Origin of the sequence: Halorubrum distributum JCM 10118 (assembly GCF_000337335.1) — an archaeon.
GTDB lineage: Archaea > Halobacteriota > Halobacteria > Halobacteriales > Haloferacaceae > Halorubrum > Halorubrum distributum.
The window spans coordinates 17,318-36,117 of record NZ_AOJN01000024.1 but is presented as its reverse complement, the minus strand read 5'-3'; the positions used below and the strand labels follow the sequence as shown (position 1 = coordinate 36,117).

At 71.2% G+C, this 18,800-nt stretch carries 18 protein-coding genes and 1 pseudogene; 4 read left to right on the top strand and 15 right to left on the bottom strand.

The features are described 5' to 3' along the window. Position 1 precedes the first annotated feature (1 nt). The 5 genes and pseudogenes from C466_RS04965 to C466_RS04945 all read right to left on the bottom strand — a co-directional run bounded on the left by C466_RS04965 (position 2) and on the right by C466_RS04945 (position 4,427). Positions 2-643 carry a thymidine kinase gene (locus tag C466_RS04965; RefSeq protein WP_004597941.1) on the bottom strand — a complete coding sequence of 214 codons (642 nt, stop codon included), beginning with the start codon at positions 641-643 and terminating at the stop codon, positions 2-4. A gap of 45 nt (positions 644-688) precedes the next feature. Further along, a complete protein-coding gene (locus tag C466_RS04960) occupies positions 689-1,144 on the bottom strand; it encodes a hypothetical protein (RefSeq protein ID WP_004597942.1) in 456 nt (151 codons plus the stop codon). A 76-nt stretch (positions 1,145-1,220) separates the two neighbouring features. Beyond that, positions 1,221-2,285, bottom strand: a complete 1,065-nt coding sequence (locus tag C466_RS04955; RefSeq protein ID WP_004597943.1) for an amidohydrolase family protein — start codon at positions 2,283-2,285, stop codon at positions 1,221-1,223. Positions 2,286-2,344: 59 nt separating this feature from the next. After that, positions 2,345-3,124, bottom strand: a pseudogene (locus tag C466_RS17545) (class I SAM-dependent methyltransferase). A 31-nt stretch (positions 3,125-3,155) separates the two neighbouring features. Next, positions 3,156-4,427, bottom strand: a complete 1,272-nt coding sequence (locus C466_RS04945) for an HD domain-containing protein (RefSeq protein ID WP_004599590.1) — start codon at positions 4,425-4,427, stop codon at positions 3,156-3,158. Positions 4,428-4,656: 229 nt separating this feature from the next. Between C466_RS04945 and C466_RS04940 the strand changes: the two genes are divergently transcribed. Next, on the top strand, positions 4,657-5,061 hold the full coding sequence (locus C466_RS04940) for a universal stress protein (protein WP_004597953.1): 405 nt from the start codon (positions 4,657-4,659) through the stop codon (positions 5,059-5,061). Positions 5,062-5,108: 47 nt separating this feature from the next. Here C466_RS04940 and C466_RS04935 read toward each other — a convergent pair whose 3' ends face one another. The 6 genes from C466_RS04935 to C466_RS04910 all read right to left on the bottom strand — a co-directional run bounded on the left by C466_RS04935 (position 5,109) and on the right by C466_RS04910 (position 11,781). Then, positions 5,109-6,311, bottom strand: coding sequence for an HD domain-containing protein (locus C466_RS04935; protein WP_004597955.1), 1,203 nt, complete (start codon positions 6,309-6,311; stop codon positions 5,109-5,111). Positions 6,312-6,372: 61 nt separating this feature from the next. After that, on the bottom strand, positions 6,373-6,933 hold the full coding sequence (locus C466_RS04930) for a helix-turn-helix domain-containing protein (protein ID WP_004597957.1): 561 nt from the start codon (positions 6,931-6,933) through the stop codon (positions 6,373-6,375). A 100-nt stretch (positions 6,934-7,033) separates the two neighbouring features. Then, a complete protein-coding gene (locus C466_RS04925) occupies positions 7,034-8,344 on the bottom strand; it encodes a phosphoribosylamine--glycine ligase (RefSeq protein ID WP_004597960.1) in 1,311 nt (436 codons plus the stop codon). A 111-nt stretch (positions 8,345-8,455) separates the two neighbouring features. Beyond that, positions 8,456-9,688: an FAD-dependent oxidoreductase gene (locus C466_RS04920; protein ID WP_004597962.1), complete on the bottom strand. Its 1,233-nt coding sequence runs from the start codon at positions 9,686-9,688 to the stop codon at positions 8,456-8,458. Between the two features lie 176 nt (positions 9,689-9,864). Next, a complete protein-coding gene (locus C466_RS04915) occupies positions 9,865-10,098 on the bottom strand; it encodes a YgaP family membrane protein (protein WP_004597964.1) in 234 nt (77 codons plus the stop codon). A gap of 78 nt (positions 10,099-10,176) precedes the next feature. Beyond that, on the bottom strand, positions 10,177-11,781 hold the full coding sequence (locus C466_RS04910) for an FAD-binding domain-containing protein (RefSeq protein ID WP_004597966.1): 1,605 nt from the start codon (positions 11,779-11,781) through the stop codon (positions 10,177-10,179). A 105-nt stretch (positions 11,782-11,886) separates the two neighbouring features. Here C466_RS04910 and C466_RS04905 point away from each other — a divergent pair, with 105 nt between their 5' ends. From C466_RS04905 to C466_RS04895, 3 genes are all read left to right on the top strand, one after another. Beyond that, the gene (locus C466_RS04905) at positions 11,887-12,243 is read left to right on the top strand and encodes a hypothetical protein (protein ID WP_004597967.1); all 357 of its coding nucleotides are present in this window, start codon (positions 11,887-11,889) and stop codon (positions 12,241-12,243) included. Positions 12,244-12,327: 84 nt separating this feature from the next. After that, positions 12,328-14,226, top strand: coding sequence for a S9 family peptidase (locus C466_RS04900; protein WP_049908390.1), 1,899 nt, complete (start codon positions 12,328-12,330; stop codon positions 14,224-14,226). A gap of 274 nt (positions 14,227-14,500) precedes the next feature. After that, complete coding sequence (locus C466_RS04895; RefSeq protein WP_049908391.1) at positions 14,501-15,706, top strand: inorganic phosphate transporter; 1,206 nt, start codon at positions 14,501-14,503, stop codon at positions 15,704-15,706. Positions 15,707-15,716: 10 nt separating this feature from the next. Here the strand turns inward: C466_RS04895 and C466_RS04890 are convergent, their stop codons facing one another. From C466_RS04890 to C466_RS04875, 4 genes are all read right to left on the bottom strand, one after another. Next, positions 15,717-16,148 carry a universal stress protein gene (locus C466_RS04890; protein WP_004597970.1) on the bottom strand — a complete coding sequence of 144 codons (432 nt, stop codon included), beginning with the start codon at positions 16,146-16,148 and terminating at the stop codon, positions 15,717-15,719. A 77-nt stretch (positions 16,149-16,225) separates the two neighbouring features. Further along, positions 16,226-17,098, bottom strand: a complete 873-nt coding sequence (locus C466_RS04885; RefSeq protein ID WP_004597971.1) for a sulfurtransferase — start codon at positions 17,096-17,098, stop codon at positions 16,226-16,228. A gap of 139 nt (positions 17,099-17,237) precedes the next feature. Then, a complete protein-coding gene (locus tag C466_RS04880) occupies positions 17,238-17,663 on the bottom strand; it encodes a universal stress protein (protein ID WP_004597972.1) in 426 nt (141 codons plus the stop codon). A 69-nt stretch (positions 17,664-17,732) separates the two neighbouring features. Next, positions 17,733-18,719, bottom strand: a complete 987-nt coding sequence (locus C466_RS04875; RefSeq protein WP_004597973.1) for a Gfo/Idh/MocA family protein — start codon at positions 18,717-18,719, stop codon at positions 17,733-17,735. Positions 18,720-18,800: the final 81 nt, after the last annotated feature.

Sequence of the window (18,800 nt, the reverse complement as noted above, 5' to 3'; positions counted from 1 at the left end):
TTCAGTCGTTCGCGGAGTCGGCCTCGGCGCTCTCGAACGGGCGCTCCTCGTCGGGGCGGTCCCCGGTCAACAGCACGTGGCAGTCGCGACACCGCGCCTCGTAGGACTCTTCGGCGCCGACGAGGATCGTCGGGTCGTCGACGTGTGCGGGCTCGCCCTCGATGAGCCGCTGGTTCCGGGAGGCGGGCTCGCCGCAGACCGAGCAGATGGCCTGCAGCTTGTCGACGTACTCGGCCGTCGCCATGAGCTGCGGGAGAGGGTCGAACGGCTCGCCGCGGAACGTCTGGTCCGTCCCCGAGACGATCACGCGGCTGCCGCGGTCCGCGAGGGCGTTACAGACCTCGATGAGCGCCTCCGAGAAGAAGTTCGCCTCGTCGATCGCGACGACCTCGGCGGGGTCGTCGTCGAGGATGTCGAGCGGGCCGTCGCCCTCGTTGTCGACGACGGTGGCCTCCCACTGCCGGCCCGTGTGGCTGCCGATCGTCGCCTCGCCGTAGCGGTCGTCGATCGCGGGCGTGTAGACGGCGACCGACTGGCCGGCGATTTCGGAGCGTCGGAGCCGCCGGAGCAGCTCCTCCGTCTTGCCCGAGAACATCGACCCGGAGATGACCTCGATCCACCCGGATCGAGTGATGGCGTGCATACCCGATCGGGCCGGAGCCAGCGACTAAACCGTTTCTCTCCGGGGTCAGAACCCGGTCGCGACCGCGACGGCGACTGCGGCGACGAGGACGTACGTCGCCGCGGAGACGGCCCAGTCCCGCCGGATCGGTCCAAGCCGCTGGCGCGGGAGCCCGGGCGCGCGCGGGAGCGGGACGAGCGCGAAGAAGCCGACCATCAGCGCGAACTGCGCGACGCCGGCGACCACCACTGCGACGGCGACCCCGACGCCGAGCGCCGCCTCCACCGCCGCGACGAGCCCGACGAACAGCAGTCCCGAGCCGCCGCCGGCGACGTAGTGGACCCACGTCGCCAGCCGCTCGGGCGCATCGTCGACCGGGGTGTCCGTGAGCACGCCCGCGGCGACCTTCGGCGCCGTCGCTCCCTCGGGGAGCCGCGCCATGGCCACGTCCATCGCCAGCGTCGCCACGAGTCCGACGACCGGCCCGAGCGCGAGGCCGGCGAGCAGCGAGAGCGTCGTCATGGGAGCAGGGAGGGGCGGAAGCGGTTTCACTCCGTCGGCGGCGGAAACGGGTCGGGAGCCCCGAGCCGTCGGCGCCTCAGTCGTCGCGCTGGACGACGGGCTCGCCGCCGGTCACGACGCGCGAGACGTCGGCGTGGCCGGCGCGCCTGACGACCGCGCGGACGAGGTCGCGCGCACCGGCGAGGTTGTCGGAGTCGCCGTCGAGGACGAGCAGGTCCGCGTCCGCGCCGGGCTCGATCGCGCCGCGGTTCAGCCCGGCGATCTCGGCGCCGTTGACCGTCGCCATCCGAAGTATCTCCCGGGCGGGGAGGTCGGAGAGCTTCGCCGCGAACTCCATCTCGCGGAACATCGACGGCGAGTCGGTCATCACGTTATCGGTGCCGAGCGCGACGGTCGTCCGCTCGGCCAGCTCGCGGATCGGCGGTACGCCGACGTTCGTCACCAGGTTCGAGCGCGGGCAGACGACCACGGGCGTGCCGCGGTCGTCGAGCCGTTCGAGGTGGATCCCCTCGGCGTGGACCATGTGGACGAGGAAGTCGGGATCGAGGTCCATCGCGGCGTTGATGTCGTCGGCGTCGCGCTCGCCCGCGTGGATCCCGAACAGCTTTCCGGCCTCGCGCGTCGCCGCCCGGACCGCGTCGAAGTCGGCGTCGCGGGCGCCGGAGGCACCGTACCCGTCCGCGACCGAGAGCACGTCGGAGTCGTCGCGGCCGAAGACGACCCCCTCGATCGCGCGCTCGCCGAACCCGACACCCTCGCCCGCGAGCGCGTCGCGGAGCGCGCTCACGCCGTCGACGCCGCCCTCGCGGAACTCCAGGAACGTCCCCGTGCCCGTCGACTCCATGTACCGCAGGGTGCGCGCCATCGCGGCCACCTTCTCCCCGTGGTCCGCCGCCCGGAGGAGGCGGTGTTTCAGCCCGTCCGGCGGCGCGACGAGCTCGTCGAGCGAGAGGCCCTCGCCCGCCTCCTTGGCGATCGAGTCGCCGATGTGGGTGTGCGCGTTGACGAACGCCGGGAGGATCACCTCGTCGCTCTCGACGGACTCCTGCTCGATCCGGACGATCTCGCCGTCCGCGACGACGACCCGGCCCTCGACGGGCTCGAAGTCGGGGCCGACCAGCACCGTCCCCTCCAGATGCATACCGGTGGCTCGCCAGCCCGAGGTTAAAACGTCACGGGAAGCAACCCCGCTCGGCGGCCTCAGCGCCCGTCGGGTCGGGCCCAGAACCCGAGCGTCTCGGGGAGGAGCGCCCGCGGGGCGGCGGCCGCCGCGGCGTCGCCCTCGCTCGTCGTCTCGCCGTCCTCGGGCTCCGGTTCGACGACGCGCTCGACGGTGAACCCCGCGTCCACGAGGGCGCGGTGGAGCTCGGAGACGGTGCGGTCGAACGCGACCAGCTCCGCGTCGTACGACTGGTCGACCTCGATCTCCCGCCGAGGGGACGCGTGGTACCCCCGGCGCGGGCCGGTGCCGTCCGGGTCGATCAGCTCCCGAAACGGGTGCATCACCGCCATGTAGAACGCGCCGCCCGGCCGGAGGACGCGGCGCGCCTCGCGCACGGCGGCGTCGAGGTCCGCCACGAGCTGGAACGCCGCCTCCGAGAACGCCGCGTCGAAGGCGTCGGCGGCGAGCGGGACGCCGGTCGCGTCCCCCTGAACGAACTCGGCGTCGACGCCGTAGTGGTCCCGGAGGCGCCGTGCGTGTCGGAGCTGCTCCTCCTAGATGTCGACGCCGACGGCCCGGCCGGCGCCCGCCAGCGCGGTGCCCACGGTCCCCTGTCCGCCGCCGCAGCCCAGTTCGACGACCGCCGCCTCCTCGATCGGCGGCGGATACTCGGCGCCGGTGGCCGCGTGGCCGTCGGAGTCGAACGGGGTCGGCGCGGGCGGCGATCCCCCCTCGTCGGTGTCGGCGTTCCAGAGCGCCTGGAACGCGTCGCTCCACTCGTTCCAGAGGCGGCGGTTCTCGCGGTGCGCGTCGGTCACGCCGGCACGTCGAACGGGGTCGGCATAAACCTCACTCGAACTCGTCGAGCGTCGTCGGCATCGCGCCGCGCACCTCGGTCACGAGCCCGTCGGGGTCGAGGCCGAGCACGTCCGCGGCCGCGCGGCCGACGCGGTCGGTCGCCGGCTCGGGGGCGTACACGCCGAGGCGCCACTGGTTTCGCTGCGCGGTCCGGAGCGCGGAGACCAGCGGCGACTGCCGTTCGAGCCGCCGTATCTCGCCGTTGACGGTGACGCGCGCGGTCGACTCGCGCATCGTCGGCTCGGGCGGCACGTCGAGGATCACGTGATCGCGGGCGACGCCGGCCTCCGCGGCGATCTCGCGTTCGAGGGCGGTCTCGGCCGCGCGGTCCGCGTCGTGGACGCGGTCGGGGACGTCGTCGTACTCGGCCCACACCGCCAGCTTGTACAGGTCGCGCTCGTCGTAGCGGCGGGAGAGCTCGGCGGTCGCCCGGCAGTCGCGGACCGCAGCGAGGAAGTCGTGGTCGTCCATCCGGCGCAGCTCGGCGGCCGTCGTCGCGGTCGCGTCGAGGAGCTCGCTCGCGGCCCGGCGCAGCATCGCCTTCGAGATGCGCGCGACGTGGTGGGTGTAGACGACCGGGTTCATCAGCGCGCGGGCGAGCAGGAGGCTCTCGGCGGTCTGGACGTTCCCCTCGTCCAAGACGAGCTCCGGGCCGTCGCGATCGGGTCCGCCCCCGCCGTCGCCGTCCGCGCCAGCGCCGCGCTCAACGAAGGTTAACTCGCGGACGAACCGCTCGGTGTCGATGGTGCCGTACGGGACGCCCGTGTGGTAAGCGTCGCGCACGAGGTAGTCCATGCGGTCGACGTCGAGCTCGCCCGAGACGAGGCCGGCGTACGGGCCCTCGCCGGCGACGATTTCGGCGATCCGGTCCGGGTCGAGGTCGTGGTCGCGCAACACCTCGCCGACCGCGCCGGTCGCGAGCAGCTCGTCGACGTCGTCGTGGTACTTCCCGGTGCGGCGGTGGGTGAGCGATTCGAGGTTGTGGCTGAAGGGTCCATGACCGACGTCGTGGAGCATCGCCGCCGCCTCGATGCGGTCGGCCCGTTTCCCCTCGATCCCGAGGTGGTCGAGCGCGCGGCTCGCGAGGGGGTAGACGCCGAGGCTGTGTTCGAACCGGGTGTGGTTCGCGGAGGGGTAGACGAGCTGGACCGTCCCGAGCTGTTTGACGTGGCGGAGCCGCTGGAGGGCGGGGGTGTCGACGAGGGCCGCGGCGACACCGTCGATCTCGATGTGGTCGTGGACGGTGTCCTTGACCGTGATCATGCGTTTGCCTTCGGCGGCACGGGATAAAAGGCTGGGAGTGTCGCCCGTGTCGGGGGAGCGGCGCCGCGGGCCGCTGTCCTTGCGGGCCGACTCCGCCGCGGGCCGCTGTCCCCGCGCTCCGACTCCGCCGCGAGCCGCTGTCCCCGCAATCCGACTCCGCCCCCCGACCGATTCCGTCGCCCGCGAATTTGCGGCACGATTTAACATCCGGCCCCGCGAACGGTCGCGTATGTACGACGTACTCATCGGCGTCGGGCTCGACGACGAATCGCGGGCGACGGCACAGGCCGAAGCGGTCGTCGACCTGCCGGGCGACTCCGACGAGGTCACCGCACACCTCTGTCACGTCTTCCAGGATAACCCGGAGGGGGCGTCGGTCCACCAGCTCGGGACCGTGCGGCGCGCCCGGGAGATCCTGGAAGACGCCGGCGTGAACTGCGTCCACCACGAGGCGAGCGGCGATCCGGGCGAGGAGCTCATCGCTGCCGCGGACGCCGCCGACGTCGACCTCATCTGCGTGTCGGGCCGCAAGCGGAGCCCGGCCGGCAAGGCGGTCTTCGGTAGCACCACGCAGACGGTCGTGTTGAACGCGGACCGACCCGTGTTGACCGTCCCGGTGTCGGCCGGGGACTGAGTCGACGCAGAAGCGGCGGGGTCGGGAGCCGACGTCCCCCGCGGCGCTCAGGCAGAGGGCCGTCCCGTCGCGCGCAGTCCCAGAACGTCCCGCGCCGCGGCCGCGACGGCGTCGACGCGTTCGGCCGGGCAGTAGACGCCGAGCGTCCAGCGGCGGCGCTCGGCCGCCCGGAGCCCAGTCACGAGCTCGGAGGCGTCCTCCAGCCGCTGGGGGACGCCGTCGACGACGACCGCGGAGCCGGCCTCCTTGAGCGCCGGGCGCGAGGGGATGTCGACGAGGACCGCGTCGTGGTCGACGCCGACGGCGTCCGCGATCTCGCGCTCGGCGGCCCGCTCCTCCGCGCGTCCCGCGTCGACCGTCCCCGCCGGCACCTCGTCGATCCCGGCCCAGACGGCGCGCTTGTAGAGGTCGCGCCGCTCGATGCGCTCGCCGAGCCCCGGGACGCGGTCGCGGAGCGCGACGAGGAGGTCGTGATCGGCCATCCGGCGGAACGCCTCGACCTCCGTCCCGGTGCGGTCGAGGTACCGCTCGCAGGCGCGCTCCAGCATCGCGCCCGCCACCCGGGAGACGTGGTGGCGGTAGACGACGGCGTTCATGAGCGAGCGCGCGACGAGCAGGCTCTCGGCGGTGGCGACGTTCCCCTCGTCCAAGACGAGGTCGGCGGCCGTCCCGCTCCCGTCGCCGCCGATCAGCCGGAGCTCGGTGACGAGCCGGCCGGTGTCGACGGTGCCGTACGGGACGCCGGTGTGGTGGGCGTCGCGCACGAGGTAGTCCATCCGGTCGACGTCGAGCTCGCCCGAGACGAGGGGGCCGAGCGCGCCCTCGCCGTCGATCAGGGCGGCGACGCGCTCGGGATCGAGCCCGTTGCGTTCGAGGACCTGACAGACCTCGCGGTCCGCGTCGGTAAGCAGCCACCGCACGTCGTCGTGGTCGCGCCCGGTCGCGCGCCGGATTATCCCCTCGGTCTGGTGGCCGTACGGCCCGTGCCCGACGTCGTGTAGCATCGCCGCGGCCCGGACGTGCGCGGCCGTGTCGTCGTCGACGCCGAGCCCCTCGATCGCGCTGCGCGCGAGGTGGTAGACGCCGAGGCTGTGCTCGAACCGCGTGTGGTTCGCGGAGGGGTAGACGAGCCGGACCGTGGACAGCTGTTTGATGTGTCGCAGCCGCTGGAACGCCGGCGTGTCGACCAGCTCGGCGGCGACCTCGCCGAGCCGGACGTGGCCGTGGACGCTGTCCTTGATCGCCTTCATTGGCGGACGGTCGCTCCGCGCCGGATTGGTCGTTTCGCCTCGGCGACGGGGAGGACGGAAGTCACTCGTCGACGACGTCGATCCCGAACCGCTCTTCGAGCGCGCGCACGACGGACCCGCCCACGTTGGCCGTCGCGGCCCGCCCGTCCTCGACCGCGAGGAGGTCGTCCTCGTCGACCCCGAGCTCGGCGGCGACCTCCTCGACCGTCAGCCCGGCGTCCTGCCGCGCCCCGGTCACGACGTCGCCGTAGCCCGAGACGAGGTACGGGAGGCGGTCCGACTCGTAGCTCGTCCCCTCCTCCTCCCAGCGCTTCGAGTCGCCGGTCGCGGAGTCGTACATCTTCGCCTGCTTCCGGGCGAGCTCCTTGTTCCGGCTCTCGGTGGCTCCCGAACCGGAGTCGGCGCCGGCGCCGCCGGGGCTGCCCCCGGAACTGCCGCCGCTCGGCCCGCCCCGGTCGCTCGGGGCGTTCCCGGCGTCGTCGTGGGGACGGCAGTCCGAACACACGAGCAGCTTCGCGCCGGCGACCGTCGCCTTTCGCAGGTCCGTGGTCTCGCGCCCACAGAGCTCGCACGCGTCGCCGTCGTCGCCGCCGCCGCCGCCGCCCGTCGAGTACTTCGGCATACCACGAGTAGTGGGACCGGACCGTTAAAAGGTCGTGGAGGGGAGCGTCCGTCGCCGCCGGGGACGCCGGCGCGAGCCGGAGCGTCGCCCGGGTCGGGCGTCAGGGTCCGAGATACCCCCACGCCTGGAGTCGGTCGCCGTCGCCGTCGACCCACCGCTCGCCGATGTCGTCGCGGTAGTACATGTTCGGCATGAGGATGTCATCGATGCGGTCGTACGCTTGCTCACGCGCGGCCTGCATCGTCTCGCCCTTCCCGGTCACGACGATCGGCATCCCGTTGTCGCCGGCGACCCGCCACTGGCCGTCGACCTTCTTGGCGTCTTCGAGGTGAACGCCGTCGCGGCTCTCCGTTTCGAACACCACGGCCGCGTTCCGCGAGTTCTCGTCGTACGTCTGCTCGTCGTCGAACGGGAACGGCGGCAGGACGACCCGCACGGCGATCTGGTACCCGTTGTGAACCTCGACCTCCGGCTCGTTGCCGTGCGCGAGGTCGTAGAAGAACTCGCCGGTAGACGACTCGATCGACTCCTCCTGCAGCGCGATCGTCGGGTACCCGAACCGCGGCGTGAACTCCAGCGGGTAGATCCCGTTCTCGTTGACGATACAGTTGATGTCGATGCTCCCGACGTAGCCTTCGTTGGCGAGCCAGTCTTCGATTTTCCCGAACGTTTCCTCGAAGAGTCTGTTCTGGCCGGCCCAGAACATGGAGGTTCCCATCTCCCCGGTCGAGGGACCGATGTTTCCCGGGAATAATTTCTTATGCTCAAAATTAAAATTGACCTGGTCGATGAACTCGCTGCCGTTGAAGAACCCGCAGATAGCGATTTCGACCCCCTCGACCTTGCGCTGGAGTTGGAAGCCCTTCATCCGGTGGCCCCACGCCTTCTCGTACGCCTTCAGCACGTCTACGACGTCGCTCCCGTCGTCCTCGTTCCCGACGTACAGTAGGCGCTTGACGTTCTGGACCTCTCCGAGCGGTTTGATCACGTACGGGGCGGGGTTCTCCTGAACGTGTTGTATCCCCGCGTCGAAACTGTCGAAGATGTGGTGTTCGACGGTGTTCACGCCGTGTTCTTCGAGTATCTCCATCGCATAGCCACGGTCCTCTTCGAGGTGATCGGTGTTCGGCGTCCCGCCGACGACGGCCTTCCCCTCCTCGCGGAGTTCCTCGGCGAGTTCGCCCGTGCCGATGTCGGAACCGACCCAGATGTCGTCGAAGACGATCACGTCGGCCCAGTCGACCTCGGCGCGCCAGTCGTCCGTCTTCGGGACGAACCCGTCGCCTATCTCCCGGTCGCTCTCGGCTTCGACGTAGTACTTCACGGCGTGGCCCTCGCGGTGGACCTGCCACGCCAAGTCCGTGATCAGTGCCGCGTCGGCCGAGACGAAGAGGAAGTTCGCGGAGTCCATGCGGGACCGACACCCGGGACGGACTTGAGTGTGGGTGTCGCAACGGGACCGGGCCGGCGCCGCCGTGCCCCGCCATCGACCCGGAGACGACAGCGCGTCGGCCCGCTCGGATCAGTCGTCCGCCGGCGCGTCGACCACGTCGGCGTCGGTCGGGTTCGCGCCGCCGTACGCCGCCACGAGTTCGTCCAGCCGCTCGGGGTCGTCGGCGTGTGCGAGCGGCTCCTCGGCGGTCTCGCAGTCGGCCTCGACTCCCAACCGCTCGCAGACGCGGTCGACGGTCGTCTCGGCCATCTGCCGGTAGGTGGTCAGCTTCCCGCCCACGACGCTGTAGAGCCCGGCGGCGCCGTCGCGCTCGTGGTCGAGCAGCGTGAACCCGCGGGAGATCCCGCGTCGGTCCTGTCCGGCCTCGTCGGGCTCGTAGAGGGGTCGAACGCCCCACCAGGTCCGCACGGTCGGCGCGTCGGCGACCGCGGGGAGCATCGCGGCGCACTCCTCGACCGAGCGCTCGATTTCCCAGTCGGCCGTCTCGTAGTCGTCGGGATTGGAGACGGGGACGCTCGTCGTTCCCAGGACGACCTCGCCGTCGTGGGGGACGACGATGTCGCCGTCGTCGGGGTCGCGACACCGGTTCAACACCGGGCCGAGCCCGTCGTACTCCACGGAGACCATCACGCCGCGGCTCGGAGCCATCCCGACCTCGACGCCGGCCATCTCGGCTATCGAGTCCGCCCACGCGCCGGTGGCGTTGACGACGACCTCGGGCGAGAGCGTCCCGTCGACATCGCCGCCGACCCGGACCGACTCGACCGCGCCGCCGGTGACCGTCACGTTCTCGACCGGCGCGTGCGGGTGGACGCTCGCCCCGCGGCGCTCGGCGTCCGCGGCGTTGGCGGCGACGAGCCGGGACGGGTAGATGACGCCGTCCGGAACCCGAAACGCCTCCGCCACGTCGTCCGCGATTCCCGGCACTACATCGCGGACGGCGTCGACGTCGAGCCGTTCGGGCTCGATCCCGATCGCCTCGCAGGCCGCGAGCTTCTCCTCGAAGTAGTCGGGGTCGTCGTCCGCGAGCCGGACGAACAACCCCCCGGTCTCGCGGACGCAGGCCCCGGCGATCTCCCGGAGCGTCCGGTTCTCCTCGATACATTCGCGCGCCCCCTCCGCGTCGGCCTCCGCGTACCGGGCGCCGCTGTGGAGGAGCCCGTGCGAGCGCCCGGAGGTTCCGCTCCCGAGCCCGCCGCGGTCGACGAGCGTCGCGTCGACCCCGCGGGCGGCGAGGTCGCGGGCGATCCCCGTCCCCGTCGCGCCGCCGCCGATCACGAGGACGGTCGGGTCGTCGGTCACGCGTTGCTCACCTCGGTCGTACAGGAGAACAGGTCCGCCACGGGACGCCGCCTGCTCGGGTCGCTGTCGAACATGCGATCAATACGCACTCCGAACACTTGAGGCTGCTGTCAGGCGGCGATAAAAGCAGTTTATCGAGCCCTCTCCGGCCGATTAGTGATTCTCCGCGACTGCTCTCAGCGCGACCTGCCGGCGTCCGCGGGACAGGTGTCGACACCGATCAGGGCGTACAGGCCGCAGGTCCCGGTCGCGGCGGTCGCGAGCATCGCGATCGCGACGACGCCCAGTATCGGCGCCGCGAGGGCCGGAAGCGGCGCGGCACCCGCGAGCGTCGCTATCGAGGCGGCACCGGCGACGGCGCCGACGGCGGTCCTGACGCGCTTGTCCATCGCACCGACGTTTTGGTCCATAACACACAATACGGTACACGGCCGTATGAACCTTTCCACAGTGTCTCCACCGCGTCCGAGACCGCGGCCGGCCGCCCGTCAGAACTCGTCGAGGTCCGTTTGGGCGGGGCCGCCGTCGACGTCCGCGTCCGATTCCCCGTGGTCTGCCGCGATGGAACTGGCTGCGTCGAGTCCGCCCGAGAGCGACGCCCGCCGGGCGATCGCGTCGTCGCCGAGCCTCTCGGCCGCGGCCGGGTACGCCGCTCCGTAGCGCTCGCGGAACTCCTCCCGGGCCGCCTCGTAGTCGACGACGGGGTACGGGTACGCCTCGCCGATCTCGATCCCGACCTCGCGCTGAACTGCGAGCGGGGCCTTCTCGGGGGCGTCGAGGTGTGCGGCCGGCAGCGGGTCGAGCTCGGGGACCCACCGCGTGACGAACTCGCCGTCCGGGTCCTGATCGCGCACCTGCTTTCGCGGATCGTACAATCGCAGACCGGGACGGCCGACCAGCCCGCACTGCGACTGCCACTGGGTGTAGTTGATCGCGGGGTCGCCGTCGATCAGGTGCTCGTAGAAGTGGTCCGCGCCGATCTTCCAGGGCTGCTGGAGGATGTGGAAGTAAAACGAGGCGCACAGCGCCCGCATCCGGAAGTTGAGCCACCCCGTCTCGCGCAGGCAGCGCATGCTCGCGTCGACCATCGGGAACCCCGTTTCGCCGCGCTTCCACGCCGCGACGAGGTCTGGGTCGTGTCGGTCGCGGTTGAACCCCTCGTAGACGGGGTTGACGGCGCGGTCGAGCCACCCCGGCCAGTCGAGTAGCTTCTGCGTGTAGTGGCGGTTCCAGAACAGTCGCGAAACGAACATCGACTTGCCGCGGCCGTCGGGCGCCCGCTCGTCGACGTGTCGGTGGACCTCGCGGACCGAGAGGCAGCCGAACCGCAGATAGGGAGAAAGGCCGCTCGTCCCCTCCAGAGCGTCCACCGGCGAGGAGATCGATCCGGGATACTCCGCAATCCGGTCCGTAAACGCCCGGAGCCGCTCTCTGGCTGGGCCGCGTCCCCCGGTCGGGACGCGCGTCTTCGCCGGCTCGATCCCGTACGCGTCGGCGAGCCGCCCGGGGGAGATCCCGGTCTCGACGCCGTCGACCGCGACCGACCGGGGGTCCCAATCGAACGGGTCGCCCGCGAGCCACGACTCGACGCGGTCGCTCCACCCCTCGCGGGGGCGGTCCGCGTCGCGCACGAGTCCGTCGCCCGCGACGAATCGGACGCCGAGTCGCTCGCGGGCGCGCTCGTCGCGTCGCCGCCCGTACCGGCCGGTCGGGGTCGCGCTCGCGACCACGTCCCAGCCGGCGTCGGCGAACCGACCGAGGACCTCGATCGGGTCGCCGTGCGCGTACGTCAGCCCCGCGCCGTCGACGTCATGGTACTGACGGTCGAGGTCACGCAGGCAGTCGTGGAGGAACGCGATCCGCGCGTCGCAGGCCGCGCCGCGCTCGTCGTGGAACCCGGGGTCGAAGACGAACAGCGGGAGGATCCGGTCGGAGTCGTCGGCGGCCGCCGCGAGCGCCGGGTTGTCCGCGATCCGAAGGTCGGAGCGGTGCCAGACGACGGTTCCGGTGTCGGCGTCGCCCGTCCGGGAAAGGGAGCGGACCGCCTCGGCCGCTGGCGTCGTCGGAAGGGGAGCGTCGGCGGACGGACCCATCTCGTTTCAGGCTTCGTCGCGTCCGGGCAAGGGTCTGTCGGCGAACCGTCGGCGCCGTCGGTAACTGAACAAAATACATTTACAAAAAAGCTACAATAAAAGTCCGTGAACCGAGCCCTCCGCTACGGTGTCGCCCTGACCGTCGGCCTGTCCGTTGCCGGTCTCGTCGCACGCTTCGGCAACGGTGACCACTCGCTGGCCCCGTCGGTCTTCCTCATCTACGCGGCCACGACATCGCTCGTCGTCGCCCACCGAGGGACGTGGCGAACGTTCTTTGATACCGATTCGGACCGGAAACAGCGAGTCCTAGGGGCCGTGAGCGGCGGTGTCGCAGGGGGAGCCACGAGCGCCTTCGTACAGATCTCCGTACCGGCCGCGACCGCGGCGTTCGGACTCATGGTGTTCGGAACGGCGATCACCGTCGCCGACTTCACCCACCGGTCCGAGTCGACGCCCGACTGAAACCCGCTCGTCGCCCACCGCGCCGCGCGCACCCACCGATCCCCGGGAAACGTTCAAGACGTTTCCGCCGCCTGTATGATCCGGATGTCAGACTCAGGCGAGACCGACGTACTGCGCGAACTCGCGAAGCTGCCGACGATCGCGAGCCCGCGCGTGTCCCCGGACGGAGAGACCGTCGCCCTCTACTACGACGTCACCGGCCGCAACGAGCTCCATCTCTGTGACCCGGAGGACGGGTCCTTAGAACAGCTCAGCGACGGTGACGTTCCCCGGTCGGTCCGCGCCGGGTTCGAGTGGGACCCGAGCGGCGACCGACTGTTCTACCACCGCGACGAGGGCGGCGACGAGCAGCACGACGTGTGGGCGATGTCGCTCGACGGCGAGAGCGAGCCCGTCGTCGAGATGGACGGGCAGATCCGCCTCCACGACGTGGGCGAGGACGGGGAGACCCTCTTGCTCGGCTCCAGCCGCGACGGACAGATGAACCTCTACCGCCACGACGTGCCGGGCGGCGAGACGACGAAGGTCACCGACTACGAGCGCGCCGTCGCGGCCGGCCAGCTCTCTCCCGAGGGCGACCGGATCGCGTACATGACGAACGAGACCGACACCTACGAGAACAGCGACGTGTACGTCGCCGACGGCGACGGGTCGAACGCCCGGAACCTAGAGATCGGCGACGTGGGCGCGGAGTCGGTACCGATAGACTGGGGGCCCGACGGTGACCGGCTCCTCGTCGGCGACAACACGACCGATCTCGGTCGCGCCGGGGTCGTCGACCTCTCCGGCGGCGTCGACGACGCGACGGTGACCTGGTTCGGCGACGGCCAGTTCGAGGAGTCGCCCAGCCACTTCCTCGACGGCGGCGAGCGCTTCGTCGCCGGGCGGACGCGCGGCGCGGTGACGGTCCCCGTAGTCTACGACGTCGAGTCCGGCGAGGGCCGCGAGCTCGACTTCCCGGCCGGCGTCGCGAACGTGGCGGAGGGCCGCCTCGACGACGACCGTCTGCTCGCGTACCGCACCACGTCGAGTAAGCGGCCGGAGCTGGTCGCGTACGACCTCGACGCGGACGCCACGGAGACCCTGTTCGACGCCGAGTACGGCCCGTTCGATCCGGACGACTTCGTCGAGCCGGAGGCGGTCTCGTTCGCCTCCGACGGCGTCCCCGAGACGCCGGCGCGCGCGGTCGACCACGACCCGTACGAGGAGTTCGAGATCGAGGGGCTGCTGTTCGACTCGGGCCGACGCCCCTCGCCGCTGATCGTCAACCCGCACGGCGGGCCGCGACACCACGACATGCGGCGGTTCAGCTACCGCGTCCAGTTCCTGCTCTCGCGCGGCTACTCCGTGCTTCAGGTGAACTACCGCGGCTCCACGGGGCGCGGCCGCGAGTTCGTCCGCGAGCTGTACGACGACTGGGGGGGCGCAGAGCAGGGCGACGTGGCGACCGGCGTCGAACACGTCCTCGACGAGTACGATTGGCTCGACGAGGACCGCGTCGCCGTCTACGGCGGCTCCTACGGCGGCTACTCCGCGAACTGGCAGATGGTCCAGTATCCGGACCTCTACGCCGCCGGGGTCACGTGGGTCGGCGTCAGCGACCTGTTCGACATGTACGAGAACACCATGCCGCACTTCCGGACGGAGCTCATGGTGAAGAACCTCGGCGAGCCCGAGGAGAACGAGGCGATCTACCGCGAGCGCAGCCCCGTGAACTACGTCGAGAACGTCGACGCGCCGCTCCTGATCGTCCACGGCGTCAACGACCCGCGGGTCCCCGTCTCGCAGGCCAGAATCTTGCGGGACGCGCTCGACGACGCCGGCTTCGAGGAGGGCGTCGACTACGAGTACGAGGAGCTCGGCGAGGAGGGCCACGGCTCCGGCGACATCGACCAGAAGATCCGGTCGCTGGAGCTGCTCGACGACTTCCTCGACCGCCGGATCGGCGCGGAGCGGACCGCAGTCGCCTCGCTGGACGACTAGCGGGGCGCGGGCGGATCGCTGCCGTCGGGACCGGCGGAACGGTCCCGGAACGGTCGGAGCGGTCGCCTCTGACGGACCCGCGCACGCCGGACGGCGCGGGCTGGATTTCGGCCCGGGACCGCATGTTGCCGACCGAGTCGAGCCGTCGTTCGAAGCGCGCGAGGACCGCCTCGAAGCGACCCGGCCGGCGCCCGTCCGCCCGGGCTTATTTAGCCGGCGCCGTCGTCGGGGGGAGTAACATGGCTCGATCGCTCGTCGAGGGGGTCGCGTGAGCGTGGCCGGCGTCGGCTTCTGGGCCCTCGTCGCGTTGGCGACGCTGACCAGCCTCGCCACGGCGTGGGCGCTCGGGGCGAACAGCAACTCGCCGCCGTTCGCCCCGGCGATCGGCGCCAACGCCATCTCGACGATGCGGGCCGCCTTCCTCATCGGAATTCTCGCCGCACTCGGCGCGCTCACGCAGGGCGGAGCGATCTCGGAGACGGTCGGCGCGGGGCTGATCGACGGCGTCCAGATAACGTCGCTGGCGGCGACGGCGGGGCTGCTCACCGCGACCGGGTTCATGGCCTTCGGCGTCTCCACCGGCTATCCGGTCCCGGCGGCGTTCGCGACGACGGGCGCGATGGTCGGCGTCGGGCTCTCGCTCGGGGGCGACCCCGCAATCGACACCTACCGCCGCATCGCGCTGTTCTGGGCGCTCGTGCCGCCCGTCTCCGGCGGGCTCGCGTACGTCACCGCCACCCTCCTCCGGCGCGACGACATCCCGGAGACGGTCGGCGTCCCGCTGCTCGCGGCCGTCGTCGGCGGTATCGTGGCCAACGTCCGGCTGGGTGTCATCCCCTCGCCGCCGGACGCGGCCCAGAGCTCTCTCGCGGGGTTCATCGCACGACGGGTCGACGCGCCGACGGTCGCCGGTATCGATCCCGTGACGGTACTCGTCACGCTGCTCGCGGCCGCGGCGTGGTTCGTCGCCGTTCGGCGCCGGACGCAGGCGTCCGCCGAGGGCGGTATCCGGACGTTCCTCCTCGTCCTCGGGAGCGTCGTTGCCTTCTCCAGCGGCGGCAGCCAAGTCGGGCTGGCGACCGGCCCGCTGGAGAACCTCTACGGCGCCGAGCTCGGGCTGCCCGGCATCGTGCTGCTCTCGCTTGGCGCCGCCGGCATCCTCACCGGTGCGTGGATGGGCGCGCCGAAGCTGCTCCAGGCGACCTCGCGCGAGTACGCGCAGCTCGGCGCGCGGCGGTCGATCGCCGCGCTGGTCCCCGGGTTCATCATCGCGCAGGTGGCGATCGCGCTCGGGATCCCCATCTCGTTTAACAACATCATCATCTCCGGGGTCATCGGCGGCGGGCTCGCCGGCGGCTCCGCGGGCGTCTCGCGGCGCAAGATCGGTGTCACGCTCCTCTTTTGGGGGATCACGCTCGTGGCCTCGATCGCGATCGGGTACGGGCTCTACGCAGCCTTCGCCGCGGTGCTCGGCGGGTGAAGAGGGGGCCTCAGCGCACGACCGTCACGGTCACGGGCGCCTCGCCGACCACGTTCGTCGCCACGGTGCCGAGCAGCCGTCTCGCGACGCGGCCGCGCTCACCGCCGTGTCCGCCCATGACGACGCGGTCGACGTCGTGGGCGTCGACGTACTGTAGGATCGCCTCCGCCGGGTCGCCCGTCCGCACCGCCGTCTCGACGCGGCGATCGCACTCCGCGGCTCGGTCGGTCGCCCGGTCGACGATGCGGTCGGCCCGCTCGCGCGCGCTCTCGCGGCGGCTCTCGCCGGCGCCGAGGACCCCGCCTTCGCTCATCGGCGCGTCGAGCGGCGTCACCACGTTCAGGACGGTCACCCGACAGTCGAAGAGTTCGAGCGCGTCGTCGAGCGCGTCGGCGGCCAGTGGCGATCCGTCGAGGGGAACGAGGACGTGAGACGCCGCCATGCGACGCCTTGCCTCCCCAGATACATATCGCCGGTGATCGGTCGCGCGGTGCGGGGACGGGCGACCGCGGGGGTCGCTTACTCGCCCGTCTCGATCGGCGCGCCGACGAGGTTGCCCCACTCGGTCCACGAGCCGTCGTAGTTGCGGACGTCGTCGTAGCCGAGCAGCTCGTGCAGGAGGAACCACTCGATCGACGAGCGCTCGCCGACGCGGCAGTAGGTGATCGTCGACTCGTCGCCGTCGACCCCGGCCTCGCTGTACAGCTCGCGGAGCTCCTCCGCGCTCTTGAACGTGCCGTCCTCGTTCAGCGTGGTGCCGATCGGGACGTTGCTCGCGCCGGGGATGTGCCCGCCGCGCTGGGCGGTCTCGTTGAGCCCCTCGGGGGCGATGACCTCGCCGGAGAACTCCTCCGGCGAGCGCACGTCGACCATCGGGATCCCCTCCTCGATCGCCTTGTCGATGTCGTCCTTGTACGCGCGGACGCTCTCGAAGGGGCCGCGGGCCTCGTAGTCGCGCGGCGTGAAGTCGGGCTCCTCGGTCGAGAGCGGGTAGTCGTTGGCGACCCAGTACCCCTTCCCGCCGTCGATCACGCGGACGTCGTCGTGGCCGTAGTACTTGTAGATCCAGTAGCCGAACAGCGCGAACCAGTTCGGGACGCGGCCGCCGCCGTACACGACGACGGTCGTGTCGGCGTCGATGCCGCCCTCGCCGTTTCGGGCCGCGAAGTCCTCCTTCGAGACGATGTCGCGCTCGGTCTCGTCGGTGAACACCGCGTCCCACTCGAAGTCGAGCGCGCCGGGGATGTGGCCCTCCTCGTAGGGCGTGTACTCCGACTCGTCGGTGACGGTCGGGTTGTTGATCTCGACGAGCCGGTGGTCGGAATCGTCGTCTTGGAACCGGTCCAGGTGGTCTTCGACCCAGTCCGCCGTGACGAGTACGTCTTCTGTCATCGGCGGTACTACGGCCTAACGCCGTTTTGAACGTCCGATAATGGCGGTTCTTTCCGGCGCCTGTGACAGCCGGATCGCCGCGCGAAAACGGAAAATTCGACCGCTTCGCGGCCGCTCAGTCGTTTTCTTCGGCTGACACCTATCGGATCACCGTCACGGGCACGTCGGCCTTGTCGACGACGCTCTTCGCGACGCTGCCGACGACCTGCTCGCGCTCCTCCGAGAGTCCGCGATGGCCGACGTAGATGGCGTCGACGGGCTCCTCGACCGCGTACTCGGTGATTGCGTCGGCCGGACGCCCCGTGAGGAGCTGGGTCTCGACGTCGATCGACTCGTCGCCGACCGCCTCCTCGGCGATGCTCCGGGCGCTCTCTAAGACCCCCTGTCCGGCCTCGACGGCCGCCTCCTCGCCCGGGAGGACGATCGTCCCGTCGACCAGCTCCGAGTCCGGCGTCAGCACGTGGGCGATCTCGAGCGTCTCGTAGAACGCGACCGCCTGACGCGCCGCGTATCGGACGGCTTCGTCGCTCTCCGTCGACCCGTCGGTCGCAACGAGGTAGCTCATACGCGGTAATGGACCCGTGAGACACATAACTCCTGCCGGGCGTTCCCGGGCCGCGACTCCGCGGTCGGGTTATCTCCTGTCGCCCGCACCGAGGTGAACCCGGTCCCCGTCGGAGGCGTGGATCGCTTCGAGCACCTCCTGAACGCGCGTCGCCTCGGCGAAGGAGACGAGGTCGCCGCCGTCGCCGTCGACCGCGCTCGCGAACTCCGTCAGGAGCGCGCGCACCGTGTCGCCCCGCTCGTCGACGAGCGTCTCCTCGTCCTCGCGCCCTCGATTCCGCGCGAGCCGATACCACTCCGTCAGCGACAGCGACGCGTCGTCGCCGACGACCGTGACGCTGTTCTCCGCTTCGCCCTCGTGGTCGCAGAGCAGATCGATCGTCCCGCGGACGCCGTCGGCCCGGAATATCCCCGCCACGTCGTCCTCGTAGGCGTCGGGTCCGGAGTAGCCCACGTCGGCCGAGACGGAGTCGATCGGTCCGAACAGCTCTTGGACGCCGAACAGGAAGTGCGTCCCGACCTCGCGCAGCGGGCCGCCCTGTTCGCGCGACTCCAGCCACGCCACGTCCTGCCACTCGCGGGGCCACTCCGGGAACCGGAACCGGAGCTCGACCCGACGCGGGTCGCCGATATCGCCCGCGGCGACCGCCTCGCGCAGGCGGACGAACCCCGGCGTGTAGCGGAACGGGAGGTTCACGGCCGTGACGCGGTCGGTCTCCTCGGCGAGCGCGACGAGTTCGCGGCCCGTCTCCGCGTCGGCCGCGATGGGCTTCTCGCAGATGACGTGTTTGCCGGCCGCGAGCGCGTCGGCGACCACCTCGCGGTGCGCGAGCGGCGGCACGCCGACGTACACCGCGTCGAGGCCGTCGCGCTCGACGAGCGAGGCGTGGTCGGTCGTCGTCGCGGTGCGGTCGGTACCGTGGTCGGCCGCCAGCGACGCCGCGCGGTCCGCGTCGAGGTCGCAGGCGGCCGCCAGTTCGTAGCGGTCGTGCTCCGCGACGGCGGCCGCGAGTCGGTTCCCGATGACGCCGCAGCCGACGATCCCGATCTGTATCACGGCCGTCGAGAACGGGCGAGCGCGCTTGTAGCTTCGGGAGTCGGAACGGGAGGTCGGGCCGATCGCGGTCGCGCGGCCGTG